Origin of the sequence: Paenibacillus campinasensis (assembly GCF_002272015.1) — a bacterium.
Lineage (GTDB): Bacteria > Bacillota > Bacilli > Paenibacillales > Paenibacillaceae > Paenibacillus_AQ > Paenibacillus_AQ campinasensis.
The window spans coordinates 53,798-66,997 of record NZ_NPBY01000036.1; the positions used below are offsets into that span (position 1 = coordinate 53,798).

The 13,200-nt window shown below is 53.6% G+C and carries 15 protein-coding genes; 4 read left to right on the top strand and 11 right to left on the bottom strand.

Annotation, left to right across the window (positions count from 1 at the left end; all coding sequences use genetic code 11):
* Positions 1 to 7: 7 nt before the first annotated feature.
* Together CHH67_RS11780 and CHH67_RS11785 are read right to left on the bottom strand one after the other, a co-directional pair.
* Positions 8 to 742: a YjjG family noncanonical pyrimidine nucleotidase gene (locus CHH67_RS11780; protein WP_095265383.1), complete on the bottom strand. Its 735-nt coding sequence runs from the start codon at positions 740 to 742 to the stop codon at positions 8 to 10.
* Between the two features lie 113 nt (positions 743 to 855).
* Positions 856 to 1,602 (bottom strand): Type 1 glutamine amidotransferase-like domain-containing protein, encoded by a 747-nt coding sequence (locus CHH67_RS11785; protein ID WP_179292105.1) that lies wholly within the window; start codon positions 1,600 to 1,602, stop codon positions 856 to 858.
* 181 nt (positions 1,603 to 1,783) lie between these two features.
* Here CHH67_RS11785 and CHH67_RS11790 point away from each other — a divergent pair, with 181 nt between their 5' ends.
* From CHH67_RS11790 to CHH67_RS11800, 3 genes are all read left to right on the top strand, one after another.
* Positions 1,784 to 2,710, top strand: a complete 927-nt coding sequence (locus CHH67_RS11790) for a helix-turn-helix transcriptional regulator (protein WP_095265385.1) — start codon at positions 1,784 to 1,786, stop codon at positions 2,708 to 2,710.
* An 82-nt stretch (positions 2,711 to 2,792) separates the two neighbouring features.
* On the top strand, positions 2,793 to 3,311 hold the full coding sequence (locus CHH67_RS11795; RefSeq protein ID WP_095265423.1) for a DinB family protein: 519 nt from the start codon (positions 2,793 to 2,795) through the stop codon (positions 3,309 to 3,311).
* Positions 3,311 to 3,901, top strand: a complete 591-nt coding sequence (locus CHH67_RS11800) for a YdeI/OmpD-associated family protein (protein WP_095265424.1) — start codon at positions 3,311 to 3,313, stop codon at positions 3,899 to 3,901. The genes CHH67_RS11795 and CHH67_RS11800 overlap by 1 nt, the downstream gene beginning before the upstream one ends.
* A gap of 203 nt (positions 3,902 to 4,104) precedes the next feature.
* Here the strand turns inward: CHH67_RS11800 and CHH67_RS11805 are convergent, their stop codons facing one another.
* The 4 genes from CHH67_RS11805 to CHH67_RS11820 form a co-directional block, all read right to left on the bottom strand.
* A complete protein-coding gene (locus CHH67_RS11805) occupies positions 4,105 to 4,734 on the bottom strand; it encodes a GNAT family N-acetyltransferase (protein WP_095265386.1) in 630 nt (209 codons plus the stop codon).
* 479 nt (positions 4,735 to 5,213) lie between these two features.
* A complete protein-coding gene (locus tag CHH67_RS11810) occupies positions 5,214 to 6,032 on the bottom strand; it encodes an SPL family radical SAM protein (RefSeq protein ID WP_095265387.1) in 819 nt (272 codons plus the stop codon).
* A gap of 127 nt (positions 6,033 to 6,159) precedes the next feature.
* Complete coding sequence (locus CHH67_RS11815; RefSeq protein WP_095265388.1) at positions 6,160 to 6,672, bottom strand: methylated-DNA--[protein]-cysteine S-methyltransferase; 513 nt, start codon at positions 6,670 to 6,672, stop codon at positions 6,160 to 6,162.
* A gap of 16 nt (positions 6,673 to 6,688) precedes the next feature.
* On the bottom strand, positions 6,689 to 7,258 hold the full coding sequence (locus CHH67_RS11820) for a bifunctional transcriptional activator/DNA repair enzyme AdaA (RefSeq protein WP_095265389.1): 570 nt from the start codon (positions 7,256 to 7,258) through the stop codon (positions 6,689 to 6,691).
* Positions 7,259 to 7,411: 153 nt separating this feature from the next.
* On the opposite strand from CHH67_RS11820, the gene CHH67_RS11825 reads away from it, so the two are divergent.
* The gene (locus CHH67_RS11825; protein WP_095265390.1) at positions 7,412 to 8,326 is read left to right on the top strand and encodes a DNA-3-methyladenine glycosylase family protein; all 915 of its coding nucleotides are present in this window, start codon (positions 7,412 to 7,414) and stop codon (positions 8,324 to 8,326) included.
* Between the two features lie 118 nt (positions 8,327 to 8,444).
* Here the strand turns inward: CHH67_RS11825 and CHH67_RS11830 are convergent, their stop codons facing one another.
* The 5 genes from CHH67_RS11830 to CHH67_RS11850 form a co-directional block, all read right to left on the bottom strand.
* On the bottom strand, positions 8,445 to 8,918 hold the full coding sequence (locus CHH67_RS11830; RefSeq protein WP_095265391.1) for a DUF3574 domain-containing protein: 474 nt from the start codon (positions 8,916 to 8,918) through the stop codon (positions 8,445 to 8,447).
* 159 nt (positions 8,919 to 9,077) lie between these two features.
* Positions 9,078 to 10,127: a P-loop NTPase family protein gene (locus CHH67_RS11835; protein WP_095265392.1), complete on the bottom strand. Its 1,050-nt coding sequence runs from the start codon at positions 10,125 to 10,127 to the stop codon at positions 9,078 to 9,080.
* A gap of 39 nt (positions 10,128 to 10,166) precedes the next feature.
* Entirely contained in the window at positions 10,167 to 10,895 is a 729-nt protein-coding gene (locus CHH67_RS11840; RefSeq protein WP_144029259.1) for an alpha/beta fold hydrolase, read from the bottom strand.
* Positions 10,896 to 10,992: 97 nt separating this feature from the next.
* Positions 10,993 to 11,949 (bottom strand): acetamidase/formamidase family protein, encoded by a 957-nt coding sequence (locus CHH67_RS11845; protein ID WP_095265393.1) that lies wholly within the window; start codon positions 11,947 to 11,949, stop codon positions 10,993 to 10,995.
* 376 nt (positions 11,950 to 12,325) lie between these two features.
* Positions 12,326 to 13,120, bottom strand: a complete 795-nt coding sequence (locus CHH67_RS11850) for an SDR family NAD(P)-dependent oxidoreductase (protein ID WP_095265394.1) — start codon at positions 13,118 to 13,120, stop codon at positions 12,326 to 12,328.
* Positions 13,121 to 13,200 lie beyond the last annotated feature (80 nt).

Below are 13,200 nucleotides of genomic sequence, written 5' to 3' on the forward strand. Positions count from 1 at the left end.
TATGTCTCTACGCCCTGGAAGGGCTTGTATTGCCTTGCGAATGCGTCGCTCCCGCCAGAATCGGAACAAGCTCTTCCAGCCGCTGAATCTCATACGTTGGCTGAACGTCGGAATGATTCGGCTTGCGCCCGGGATTATACCAGCAAGTGTCGATGCCGTACCGGCTGCCTCCCGCGATATCCGATGTCAAGGAGTCTCCTACGATCAACACCTCTTGCCGATCCGGAAACCCCAGCTTGTCAAAAGCAAAATCAAATATGGCCGGGTGCGGCTTCTGAGAACCCGCGTCTTCGGAGACGACAATGCATTCAAACGCATCGCACAGTTCAGATCTTCCGATACGGCTCAGCTGCACCTCCTTGATCCCGTTCGTAATGATTGCCATTCGCTGTCCGCCCGCTTGCAGCTGGCTGCACAATTCAGCCGCCCCGTCTATCAGAAAGGCGCCTTCGCCTAAATACTTGATATAGGCCTGGCTAAACGCTTCTGCATCGATAGCTTCCGACAACCGGTGCTCGGCCACCAGCCGCTCGAACCGCGCTGTTCGCAGCTGCTGCTGCGTGATGCTCCCCTGCTCGAATGCCTTCCACAGCTCCTGATTAATCCGTCTGTAGCTGTCTACAAGCAGCGGCGTGCATTCCAGCTTCATCTCCTGAAAAGCCGAAGTCAGCGCATGAGCCTCTGCTTTAGTATAATCAAACAATGTTTCGTCTGCGTCAAATAAAACTACGTTGTAACGCAAAGCTCCGCTCCCCCCTGCCAATTCGCTTCCCTAATCAGCTTACTATATTCCATGATATGAAAAAAGCCATTGCATTAGCCCAGGTAATGCAATAGCTTGTAGAAAGTCCGGAATTATCCGATACGTAGCAGTTCTTCAATATCGGCAAATTGCTCCTGATCCAACCGCTGCTTGTGAAGCCCGCGATCGTCTGAATATAAGCGATAGGCTCCGGCGTGCGGGGCGCTTCGGATCACCTTGAACTCGGTGCCGCGAACAACCAGAGCACAGTGATTATCCAGCCCGATGCCGATGGACGGTTCTCCTCCGCTCAGCATCCACTGATCAAACCGGCTGCGATATTCCTCTTCATTATAGTGAGGACAGAATGCGGCAGGGATAAGGCCAAGCCCTTGAAGGCACTGCCGCTCCTGCTGTTCTTGCGCATCTTCAGTGTTCATTTCAGAACCGTACGCTTCGCTAAACCAGCAGATCGCGCCAGCACTAAGGCCTGACAGCACAACCCCCGCTTCATACGCCTCTTTCAAAGCCTGGTCCACGCCATGTTCACGCCAGACGCTGAGCATCATCTTGGTGACGCCGCCCCCGACATAGACCAGGTCGGATGACATGATCTTGCTCTGCATCTCCGCAGGCGTTGTTGCGCCGTCCAGCAAATACAAAATATCGGTCTGACAACCAAGCTGCTCACCGTACACCCGCTGAAATGCTTCAATATATCCCTGCGCTTCATAGCTGGCCGTCGGAATGAAGAGCGCCTTCGGCTCCTTTTTGCCCGCTGACTGGACAATATATTGGTCTATCGCCAATGTTTCAGACTTGTTCAGCTCTCCTCCGCCAATCGCAATCATTGTGCCCATCCTGATTGTCCTCACTTTCATAATGCAATATGTAATGTTCACCCGGGGACACGCCGAATCGATCCGAAACCGAACGCACCCCCATAGCCATAGTATGTAGCCAGTCCCATCAACTGACAAGATAAAATCTGTTATACTGAGTTCGGCAACATCTAAAATCACGAACAGGCGGGGGATATTCATGAAATTGGAGCGTCTGATCTCCATCATCTACAAGCTGCTCAACCACGATGTTTTGTCTGCCTCCAAGCTGGCCGAGGAGTTCCAGGTTTCCCAGCGGACCATCTATCGCGATATCGATGCGATCTGTGCTGCGGGATTCCCGGTGGTGTCGTATCAGGGAACGAACGGCGGCTACGGCATGATCGACGGATATAAAATGGACCGGACCTTACTCGGCTCCTACGATGTCAACACCCTGATCACTGTGCTCCAAGGCCTCTCCACCGTGTTCGAAGACGAACGGGTGAATGGAACGATTGAGCGGCTGCAGACGATCGGGCCGGAGCACCGGACAATGAATCTGTCCGTCGATTTCGAGAATCTCCAGACCGACCCGGAGGCACTCCGCCAATTGCGCGAGGCCATTACGGAGCGTCATGTCGTCCGGTTTGATTATATTAATGCGAACAATGAGCGCCTAACCCGTCACATCGAACCGCTCAGGCTCCACTTCAAACACCGGAACTGGTACGTTTACGGTTATTGCCGAGTGCGGCAGGATTACCGCGAATTTCGTCTATCCCGCATGCTGAACTTCACACGCACCCAGGACATATTCGAGCCGCATCCCGAGATGCTGAATGAGGCAGCTGAGGCTGCTGTCTCTGAACAGCAACAACAAGATCAATGGAAAGAGGTTGTGCTCCAGGTCAAGCCGGATGCACTGGCAGAAGTGATGGATCAGTTTCGCCAAGGAGACAAGCAATTTCATCCCGATGGCAGCATGACCATCCGGATTCCGGTGCATGAGCCTCTGAAAGCACGCTGGCTGCGCAGCATTCTGCTCAGCTTCGGCAGCGGAGTCGAAGTGCTGGAGCCCACCGAGCTGCGCGGCGTCCTGAGAGAGGCGCTGCACAATACACTCAAACTTTATGAAGAAGTATGACGGTCCGTTGTCATACTTCTTTTTATATGATGGCATAGCAACGACCCATTTGATGGACAAAGAAAAGGAGACGATTACGATGATTAATCCATCCGCAGAAATGTTCGAGTATCACAGCTGGGCTAACCGCACCATTCTAGGCAGAATCCATGAGCTTCCCTCCACTGTGCTGCACCAAGAGGTGAACAGCTCATTCCCGACCATCGCCCACGCCCTTAGCCATATCTACGCGGTAGACACGATGTGGTATATGGTGTTAACAGGGACGGAGATGCCCGAGGCGCTGCAAGCCTGCATTCCTCTGAACAGTCAGGTTCTCGATTCTGTAGAGGAATATGGAAGTGCTTATGATGCATTGACCGCCCAGTACCGGGAGTGGCTGCAAAGCGAGCCTGAATGGGAGCAGACGCTATTGCTAAACAATCCGTTCGCGGCCCCTCGGCATACCCGCCTCTCGGAAATTATGCTGCATGTGGTCAATCACGGGACATATCACCGGGGCAATGTCTCTACCATGCTGCGGCAGCTCGGCCATGCTTCCATCCAGAACGATTATTCGCTTTTCTGGTATCAGGAGAATACGCAAACCCTTCAACCATGATGAATGCTCATCCCCTCTTAACGGTAACAACGAGGGAAGCGCTGCGAGCATGGCTGCAGCAACATTGCAGAACAGAAACTTGCTGCTGGGTCCTGGTCAGCATGAAGCCAACACCGGATACGATCTTATACTTGGATGCGGTTGAGGAAGCGTTATGCTATGGATGGATCGATGGAACCAAGAAGAAAATCTCTGAAACAGCGCTGGCCCAAAGGCTGTCCCCGCGCAGCAAAAACAGCTCATGGACCGAGCTGAATAAAGAGCGGGTGCGGCGGCTGGAAAAGCTGGGACTGATGACAGACGCGGGCAGAGACGTTCTGCCTGATATGCGCCCCGAGGCTTTCACCATCGACGAGGATATCCAGCGAAGGCTGAAAGAGGACATGCAGGTGTATACAAACTTTATGGCATTTCCGGATCTGTACAAGCGAGTTCGAATCGATACGATTCAGAGTTATAAACACCAGCCGGAGCTATTCGAGCGCAGACTGGACAAGTTCATCACCAACACAAGAGACAACCGCATGTACGGACAGTGGCATGACGATGGACGACTGCTCGGGGATGAGGTTACATTGTCCACGCCGTAGTTGCTACCCTCTTCCAGCAAATCGCCCTTCATCCAAAGGCAAAACCAGGCCTCCTGCATCGCCCTAACTTCGCGCATGCCGGAGGCCGCTCCCGTTATCGGTGTATCACAATTATCCGCACAGTTGTCGGATGTATCACTACGATCCAGACCGTTCATCCATCCCCGTCCATCTCCTCATCCCGGGTGGATTACACCATCTTGTTACATCTGCCCTGCTTCAAGCTCAATGCCCTTCAGATCCCCAGTTTTCCTCCACTCCATATAAATACGTTCATTAAAGTCTCTCTGTTCTGCATGATCTTCCGCTCTTCGCTCGATCTCCTGAAAGCCCAGCTTTCGGTACAGCCGGATGGCCGTTTCGTTGCGGTCGGTGACTTCCAGCACATAGCGCCTGTAAGGAAGCTCTTCCATAACATAATGCATCAGGGACGTGGACACCCCTCTGCAGCGAGCCCGCTCTAATGTAGCCACACACTCAATATAACCGGTATCATCATCATAAGGCAGAGGGGAATTAAATTCGCCGCTCATCACGTTGTAAGCAAGCTCCCCTGTATTTATGCCAAAAGCCTCCTGCAAAGGCTGAAGCTCCACCGGCATCGCCCTCAACTTATTGCTCGAGCATCCCGCCATTCCCACAATCACGCCTGACTCCTCGGCCAGATAGAGCGCTTCCGGGGAGAATAAACGCTTAAAGGCCGATTTCAAGATTGAACGATCCCGGGTAAAGTACGACAATTCGTTGTAGTAACCGTCCACAAATACCTCGGCCACCTCATCCCGCACATCCCGTTCCGCGTCAGCCATGCGGATGATTCGCAGTCCTTTCATACGCTTCACATTCCTTCCTAAAGACATTCATCGCTGTTCACGCATTCGATGGTTTGCGGCGGAGTAACGTTCCTGCTCCGCTGATGCCTATCGCTTCCTCTCCATCGGCATGCTAGCTTCTCCTCCCCATCATAACGCGGATGATGGCAGTGCAAACACCTTCCGGGGATCCAGTTCGTGCTCCGCCCTGAGACTGAATTGCTGCCGTCTCGTCCGACGTCCGGGCGTTGTGACGCCGAGAATCGGTCCACCACAATATAAGATCAACGCCCCGCTCTCTCCTGCTCAAGGCAGAAAGGATCGGGGCGTTGATCGCCACATCACGTGTCAAGCAACATGATCGGTACGTATAACTGTTTTTCACACAACCGTCTGTCATAGCTTCCGCCCCATCTCGAATTTGAGCAGAATGGAGTCACACCGTTTCACTTTCACAGCTTCCATCCTCCATGGTTCATGCCGCCTACAATAGGTTTCGCTTACGGCTCAAACCCCTTCTGGCTCACCCATAATTGCGATGCCGGAAAAACCTCGCTAAACCGCTTATAGACACGCTCATATGCGGAGGGGTGATACCAGTCTTCCAGGCCAAGCTTGTCATACAGCGGCTTGATCGGCAGCTTCTGCGTACGCTTGCCGCCACTGCCGTCACCCATATAATAATCGTCAATGCACACCCGGTTGACCAAGGGGCGCAGCAGCTCCGGGAAAGCTTCCGAACTCGGCAGCACGGGGGCAATGGCTGCCTGGGTAGGCACCCCCGCTTCCTTCAACAGCTCCAGCGTCTTGATCCGTGCCTGAATCGGCGGCGCCGAAGGCGTGAAATGCTTGCGGATGTCATCGCGATCCGTCTCCACCGTCATGCTCACCCTGACGCGATCCTTCAGCGCCTTCAGCAGCTCAATGTCGCGCCGAACGAGCGGGCTTCGCGTCTGTACGAGCAGAAAGTCAGGCGGTTCCTCGACCATGACCTCCAGCAACCCGCGCGTCACACACGCCGTCGCCTCGATCGGCTGATACGGATCCGTGCTGGAAGACATGAAAATCGTGACCGGCCCTTTCGCCTTGGCTCGTTTCAATTCCTTGCGAAGCAGCGGTGCTGCTTCAAGCTTCACGTCCACCCACTGGCCCCATTCCTGCGCACGAAACAGCGAGACCGGCATTTGCCTGACATAGCAGTAGGAGCAGGCATAACTGCAGCCCGTGTAAGGATTCAAGGTGTGGCTGTAGCCGTTCAGAAATCCGGTGCCTTTATTCAGCAATGTCTTCGGCGTCTTGTATGCTGTTTCCAATTCCATGAGCCCCTCCTCCTTCCTCAGCTGTGCTGCCTATGTTCTGCTCGCGCCTGTCCATACGACACCACTGCACTGCGCATTATCCCAGCGCGGTGTTTCCCCGCATGGGTAGCGGCTGATCGACCACAGATCAGCGCGTCTCAAGCGCCAGCAGGCGCCCCTTCATCTCCAGCCCGCCGCGATACCCGGTCAGCGCGCCGTTCTTGCCGATGACCCGGTGGCAAGGAATCCGGATCAGCAGCGGGTTAGCCCCGATGGCTGCTGCCACGGCCCTTACGGCACTCGGCCTGCCGATATCATTCGCAATCTCGATATAAGTTAGCGTCCGGCCGTAAGGAATGTCGTTCAGCGCATGCCACACCTCCGTCTGAAACGGCGTGCCCTTGCAGTCCACAGCCGCCTCAAACCGAAGCCGGTTCCCTTGAAAGTATTCGATCAATTCCATCGTGTACGGTTCCAGCTTCGAATCATTTTGCTGTAATGTCCGCCCCGGGAAGCGAGCCGCCAACCATGCCCTCATTTCCTCATAGGGGCTGTCCTGGGATCCAATATAACAGAGGCCCTTGCCTGTCGCTGCGAGGTAAATCCTCCAGTCGTCATGGACCAGCCGGGTCCAGAATACATCATCATCGTTAGCAGGCATTCCAAACGCCCCCTTTTCAAGTTCCGGAATTGTCATGTAATTTGCGATAGCTGGACGGGGTCAGCCCCGTCTTCTTCTTAAACAGGGTGATGAAATAGGCCGAATTCTCAAGACCCACCTCACGTCCGATTTCCGCCACCGTTTTGCCGGAGTCTGCCAGCAGCTGCCTCGCCCTATCCATGCGGACATCCTGTATATATTCCAGCGGGGTCCGCCCTTGAATCCGTTTGAACGTCCGGTGCAAATGATACGGGCTTCCATGGCTGACAGTCGCCAGCACATCCAGGGTCAACGCCTCGTGACAATGGCGGTGAATATAATCGGTGATCCGCTGAATCCATTCCTGGTCCGGGGAATGCACATCGGCCGGCTTGCAGCGCTTGCATGGTCGGAAGTTCCCATCGATCGCTTCCGTACAAGTCGCAAAGATTCGCACATGCTCTCTTTTGGGCGGTCTGGACTTGCAGGATGGTCTGCAAAATATGCCGGTCGACTGAACCGCATAAAAAAATTGCCCGTCATAGTCCGAGTCGCATCGGATGATCGCGTTCCACTGCTCCTCTGCCGGTCTTGATCCGGTCGCCATATCGCTCACCTCCGGTACCATTATACCCGCAAGCAAGGGCTGCCGCACGGGTTTCGAAATAGAAGCGCAAGATCGCAAAATGCAATAATGGCCGAAGTTGTGATACAACCAATATAGCGGATAGTATCATAACCAGGAAAGGAGCCATCTCCCATGAAACATATGCTATCCTTTCAAATCGATGTGCCCGAGCCATTTCGCTTCTCGGAAAATTTGAACTACCTCTCCAGATCGCCCAATGAATGCCTGTACCAGATCCGGAGCGATCGAATCTATCGCGCCCTTCCTGTTCAAGGGAGCGCTGTCGTGATGGACGTCGGAGCGGATGCCGACGGGCAGGCCATCGCCGTCCGACTGCTCGGGGATCCCGATTCCCCTGTCGATCAGTTGCAGTTGCAGGCCCAGGCGGAGGCTTACGTTTGGGAATGGTTCGACCTGGATACCGACCTGGCCCCGTTTTATGAACAGGCGGAAGCTGACCCGCTGCTGGGGAAAGCCATCAAGGCGTTCTACGGATTGCGCCTGATCGGGATTCCGGATTTGTTTGAGGCGATCTCCTGGGGCATCATTGGCCAGCAAATTCATCTGGGTTATGCTTATACCCTCAAGAGACGTTTGGTGGAAGCCTACGGGCACAGTGTGGAGCATGAGGGTAACACCTATTGGCTGTTTCCGAAAGCCGAGGATATCGCCCACTTGGAGGTCCAGGATCTGCAGCCGCTTAGAATGACCGTCAAAAAATGTGAATATCTGATCCACACCGCCCGGTTGATCGCTGACGGAAGCTTAACCAAACTACAGCTTATGAATGCCGGCAGCCTGAAGCTGGCGGAGAAAAGGCTTGTCAGCATCCGGGGCATCGGACCCTGGACCGCCCATTATGTGCTGATGCGATGCCTGCGAATGCCGGATGCGTTCCCGATTGACGATGTCGGTCTTCACAATGCGATCCGGCACCTTCAGGGGATGGACCGGAAACCGACCAAGGCAGAGATAATGGAGCTGTCCTCCCGATGGTCGGGCTGGGAAGCTTACGCCACCTTCTATCTGTGGCGCTTTCTGTATTAACACTTGTCACAGACAGCAAACAGGGAAATCCCTCGCCCCGGCGCACATCATGCGGCCAGGCAAGGGATTTCCCTGTTCGTTTTCGCTATTAAGTCAGGCCGGTCCCGGCCCGCCCAAACTACTCGATAAAGTACAATTTGCCGTCCACCTCAAGCGAGATGGCCGACTGGGCCAGGTCATCCTTGAGCTGCTTGGCATAGTCGACAACCTGGTCGATAGCCGCCTTGTCAAGCTTGTCCGTAAATGCATACACAATCGTTACGTTCTCCTTGATGAGCGTGCCTTTATCGTCCACCCATGCGCCTTCACCCGGAATCGCCGTAGCTCCGCCGAACCAGCTGGACAGCTGGGTCAAGGTCTGATCGACAAACTTCTGATGCGCTTCCTCTGTAATCGGAATATCTCCTTTTACGGTGGAAGGCACATACACCTTGACGACATGACTCAAATGGAACTGGTCCTTCAGCGCACTTTGCGTAATCGCCGCTGCAGACGAATCCCCCTCTGCACTATACGACTGCTGTACCGGTAGAACCAGCAATGTCAGTAGTACACCGCAGGCCAGCGCAAGCGCCCATATTCTCTTTTTCATCCCCGATTTCTCCCTTATGTATGAATTTTCTCACTCATTATATAATGGAGCATTGCGAGCAGCAATGAAAACCTTGGAAATCGAGGGAGGGCAGCCTCGAATAAGAAAGCCGGCTCTCCAGAATACTCGCGGCGGAGCATCGGCGGCTCTTCTTACCGGCTACGCTTGCAATTGACCGATCCAGGTCAAGCTTTCCACCGCCTGATGATCCATACTGCCGTTCAGAATCGCCTGCACATCATTCAGCGTATCGTGAAGCGCGACACGCACCCCTTTTATCCCCGTGTATGGCTCAGCAATTACAAATGGCTGTGTAAGATAGGCTTCCAGCCGTTCTCCACGCTCATAAGCCGTAAGCTCTGCCGCCGGGATGCCCTGAACGCCCCGTACATTGACAAGGGAGCGCAGCTCGCGGTAACGCCGCAGCAGCTTCTGTGCACGCTGTTGAACGATATGATGCAGCTGATCCAGATGGCTGCCCTCCAGAACAGAGGAGGTGGAATGAAGCGGATGGACCGCCGGAAATTTATGCCTTGCTGCCAAATCGGCATCGAATACCCACAGCGTTTCAAGCGGCCCGTACGGCATGTCGTCGTCGACAACAGCTCCCTTCAGGTCGACCAGAAACGTGGTCACATTGTGAATGCCCTCCTGCTGCAGCCGCTCCTGAAGCTCATAGATTTCGCCTGTCAGCACATGCTCGCGATCGGCCGCGAACATAATCTCAGCCCCTGTTCCCATCTCCATGATCAGATTGTAGGTGTCATCGATCGAATGGGTAACATGTTGAACGTCATCCAGCATATCCTTCAGCTCCGGATACTCCCCATTGGGCTTTAACAGAATGGTGGCGTACCCGTCCTGCTTAAACCGGTGAAACAGCTCGCCGAGCAGCACCAGCTGTCCCATTCCGGGGCGGGCGACCAGACCCACAGTACCGCCTTTTGCCAAAGGGGCAAATAGATCCAGCGGTTTGATGCCCGTTTCAATCATCTCCACGCTTTCCCCGCGCAGAATCAGTTCATCCAGGCTGCATTTTGCCAGAGATGCCAATGCGGCAATGGTGCGGACTTCCGCCCGGCCAACGGGAATTTTCCCTGTGCATAAGTTGGAGACTGTGGCCGGCCGTAATCCGACAGATTTGGCTGCACTGGTCAGGTTTGGAACCCTTTGTCGTAACAGTGACACATTCAGCTTCAGATTGTCCAAGTGCTTACACCCTTTTTTAGTATAGATTCATGGTTCTTCCTAAAGGCTGGTTAGGAAAGAGTCTGCGGTGCGGACAAACAGATCCGCATCCGGTTCAAAAAGATTATGATCATGCTCCTCAAACGCCACGATTCTTGCCTGAGGCAGAACTCGCTTATATTGTTCCACTGCTTCTAATGATAACCCGGGATGTGGTTTTACGCCACGGATTATCAGGACTGGGCAAGTCAACCGAGTTAGGTCGTTCCACATGTCTGCCTTAGTCGATTCCCGTTGCAGTGCCTGTAAAGCTGATGTCTTCATACGATCAGACAGCTTCTTCCCTCTCCAAGGAGGCAGCGAGGCGAAGAAATCCACCCATCCCGCTGGCAGCTCGGTATGAACCGCGGGATAGTCTCCGATGATCAGGCCTTGAATGCGCTCCGGATTCTGAACCGCGTAGCCTAACTGATAGGACACGCCCCGGGAGTATCCCATGAGCACAAATTGCTCAAGTTCAAGATGACGAATCGCCGCATCAATGTCGCTAATATGATCCGCGAGCGTATATCCCGAAGCGGGCGAATCACTTTGGCCCCGGCCGCGAAGCGTGACCACAACGATATGCCGGGGGGACAGCTTCTCCATCATGGTGATATAGTCCTCGCCCGACTCGGACAATCCCGGGATGATGACCAGCGAGGCTTGTTTGTTCTTAAGATCCCGATGCACCTCCGTAACGTGAATATGCACCCCTTGGTTATTGACCATAGTCTCGTGTAACTGCATACCTTAAGCCTCCTTAGAACTGTTTTTTATATTAATGAAGTATGATCAATGCGTGATCTCCGTGATTTCATCCGTCTGAAGCCATCCCCTTACACATTCACCTGAGCGCCCCAAATGGTAAGAGGGCGTGTACGCCCTTAAGGGTATTGACGATCTGGGTTACCCGCAGATCCACCGTCAAGGTGGCGTAGGCATACGCCTCCGTTCTTGAAATAGAGTAAAGCTCGGTCATGAGATCTAGCATGCCGTTTAATGCCATCCACATGGCTTCCTCCAGGTCCTCATGAAACCCCATCGTAAGCCAGCCGGCATTCGTCTTGGCTCTAGGCATCGTTATCGGCATGTCGTCTCGGACATGAAAGGTTAGACACACCTTCTCCATCGGGCATTCGAGGGCGGGACCGCTAACTTCGCCGTCCCCCTGAGCCGCATGTCCATCCCCGGTGGAGAACAGCCCGCCATCCACCGGAATCGGCAGATACAGCGTGCTGCCAGCCGTAAGCTCTTTGCAATCGAGATTTCCTCCATAGGGGCGCGGTACAAAAGTCGTATGCTGACCCCTTTCTTTCGGCGGCATGCCCATGATCCCCATGAATGGCTTCAGGCCGACGCTGTACTTGAAATTTCCGAACTGGCTCCTGCCCGTCATTGTCTGGGCATCCAACTCAAAGTCCAGCGTCACTTCTTTGGCACGGGTCATGCCCAGCTTCTCGTTCCAATCGCTCGGAAACCCTCCGGCAGAGGTCCATCCCCACGATCCGGGAACGATTTCATTAATCTGAATCTCCAATGTACGTCCGGGTTTAGCCTCCTGAATATGGACAGGCCCCAATAACGCATGCCCGAACTGCTTCTCCTGCCGCTCCGGCTTGCGCTCCGTAAACTTCGTTCTCGGCGCGTCTGGGGCGACCCGTTTCTCCAGCCCCCAAGCTGCATCTAAGGTTTGATACACGACAGTATCCCCGGACTGAATATATAGGGCCGGCTCCAGTTCCCTGCTGAAAAATCCATGAAGCGTATGAATATCCGGTTGCAGCCTATGAACCTGTGACATTCCGGCTTTCTCCCTTCACAGCTAGATTCAGCGTGGTTATTCGATGATTCGAATCCACACTGTTACTTTATAGAGTATTTATAATTACTCTTAAAGTCAATTATAATTTTCTCTTTAACGTAATTATAATTACTCTATAATTATTTTGTTACTTATTCCCCTTTGCACCAAAGGAGGTCGTTGCAGCACAAAAAAACCGTCCGCAAGCGCAGCTCCACTGCGTGGGACGGTTCAATACCCATGCTCCCTTATGTTCTCCGGATACCTGGATTACAGGCTTGAGCGGTCTGCCGCCCAGGATGTTGCTCCATGCCCGGGAAGCGACACTGTCAATCCATCTGATCGGCCCGGAGTCTGTTCACAGCAACGCGATTGCTTAGAATACGCTTCGTACCAAGCCGCCGTCGATGCGCAGCGCCGAGCCGTTAATCGCCGAGGATTTAGGACTGCTGAGATACGTAACAAAATCCGCAATTTCCTCCGGCCGAATCAATCGCTGAATAATGGAAGTCGGCCGATTCTCCTTCATAAACCGCTGCTCGGCTTCTTCGATCGAAAGATCCTCATCCGGATACAGCGTATCCAGCATCTTTTCAACACCTTCCGTAAGCGTGGATCCGGGCATGACAGTATTCACGGTTACGCGGGTTCCTGTCGTCAGTTCGGCCAAGCTCCGGGAAAGAGACAGCTGCATCGTCTTGGTTGCGCTGTAATGCGCCATCTCCTGGGAAGGCATGATCGCGGCCTCACTGGCTATAAAGATGACCCGCCCTTCATTACGATGGATCATGTTTTGCAGATAGTGCCTGGACAGCCGGACCCCGCTCATAATGTTGGTTTCAAAAAACTTGAACCATTCCGAATCCGGAATATCAAAAAACGCAGCAGGTTCAAAAATCCCCAGATTATTGATCAGAATATCAACGACCGGGGCGGCTTCCCTTACCTGATGACAACCCTCCTCCGTACCGAGATCCGCCACAACATAACGAATCTCGGCATCCGGATGCACAGCGTGAATGTCATGAATGGTCTGTTTTACCTTGTCCTCATGTCTTCCATTAACAATGACGGACGCTCCCTCGGCTGCAAGCGACATCGCAACCGCTTTGCCAATGCCGGAAGTCGAGCCTGTTACCAATGCGACTTTTCCCTTCAATTCCAAATTCATATCAAGATCTCTCCCTTCTTTTAATATAGGGGACCCTCCCGATTTCCTTCATTACCGCCCGAGACCAGAAGAGCCACACG

Coding starts and splice junctions, on each gene's coding strand:
- CHH67_RS11845 (WP_095265393.1), bottom strand. CDS start 11,949: ATGTCACAGGTTCATAGGCTGCAACCGGATATTCATACGCTTCATGGA.
- CHH67_RS11800 (WP_095265424.1), top strand. CDS start 3,311: ATGAATGCTCATCCCCTCTTAACGGTAACAACGAGGGAAGCGCTGCGA.
- CHH67_RS11840 (WP_144029259.1), bottom strand. CDS start 10,895: ATGCAGTTACACGAGACTATGGTCAATAACCAAGGGGTGCATATTCAC.
- CHH67_RS11785 (WP_179292105.1), bottom strand. CDS start 1,602: ATGGGCACAATGATTGCGATTGGCGGAGGAGAGCTGAACAAGTCTGAA.
- CHH67_RS11830 (WP_095265391.1), bottom strand. CDS start 8,918: ATGAAAAAGAGAATATGGGCGCTTGCGCTGGCCTGCGGTGTACTACTG.
- CHH67_RS11790 (WP_095265385.1), top strand. CDS start 1,784: ATGAAATTGGAGCGTCTGATCTCCATCATCTACAAGCTGCTCAACCAC.
- CHH67_RS11825 (WP_095265390.1), top strand. CDS start 7,412: ATGAAACATATGCTATCCTTTCAAATCGATGTGCCCGAGCCATTTCGC.
- CHH67_RS11815 (WP_095265388.1), bottom strand. CDS start 6,672: ATGCCTGCTAACGATGATGATGTATTCTGGACCCGGCTGGTCCATGAC.
- CHH67_RS11810 (WP_095265387.1), bottom strand. CDS start 6,032: ATGGAATTGGAAACAGCATACAAGACGCCGAAGACATTGCTGAATAAA.
- CHH67_RS11850 (WP_095265394.1), bottom strand. CDS start 13,120: ATGAATTTGGAATTGAAGGGAAAAGTCGCATTGGTAACAGGCTCGACT.
- CHH67_RS11820 (WP_095265389.1), bottom strand. CDS start 7,258: ATGGCGACCGGATCAAGACCGGCAGAGGAGCAGTGGAACGCGATCATC.
- CHH67_RS11805 (WP_095265386.1), bottom strand. CDS start 4,734: ATGAAAGGACTGCGAATCATCCGCATGGCTGACGCGGAACGGGATGTG.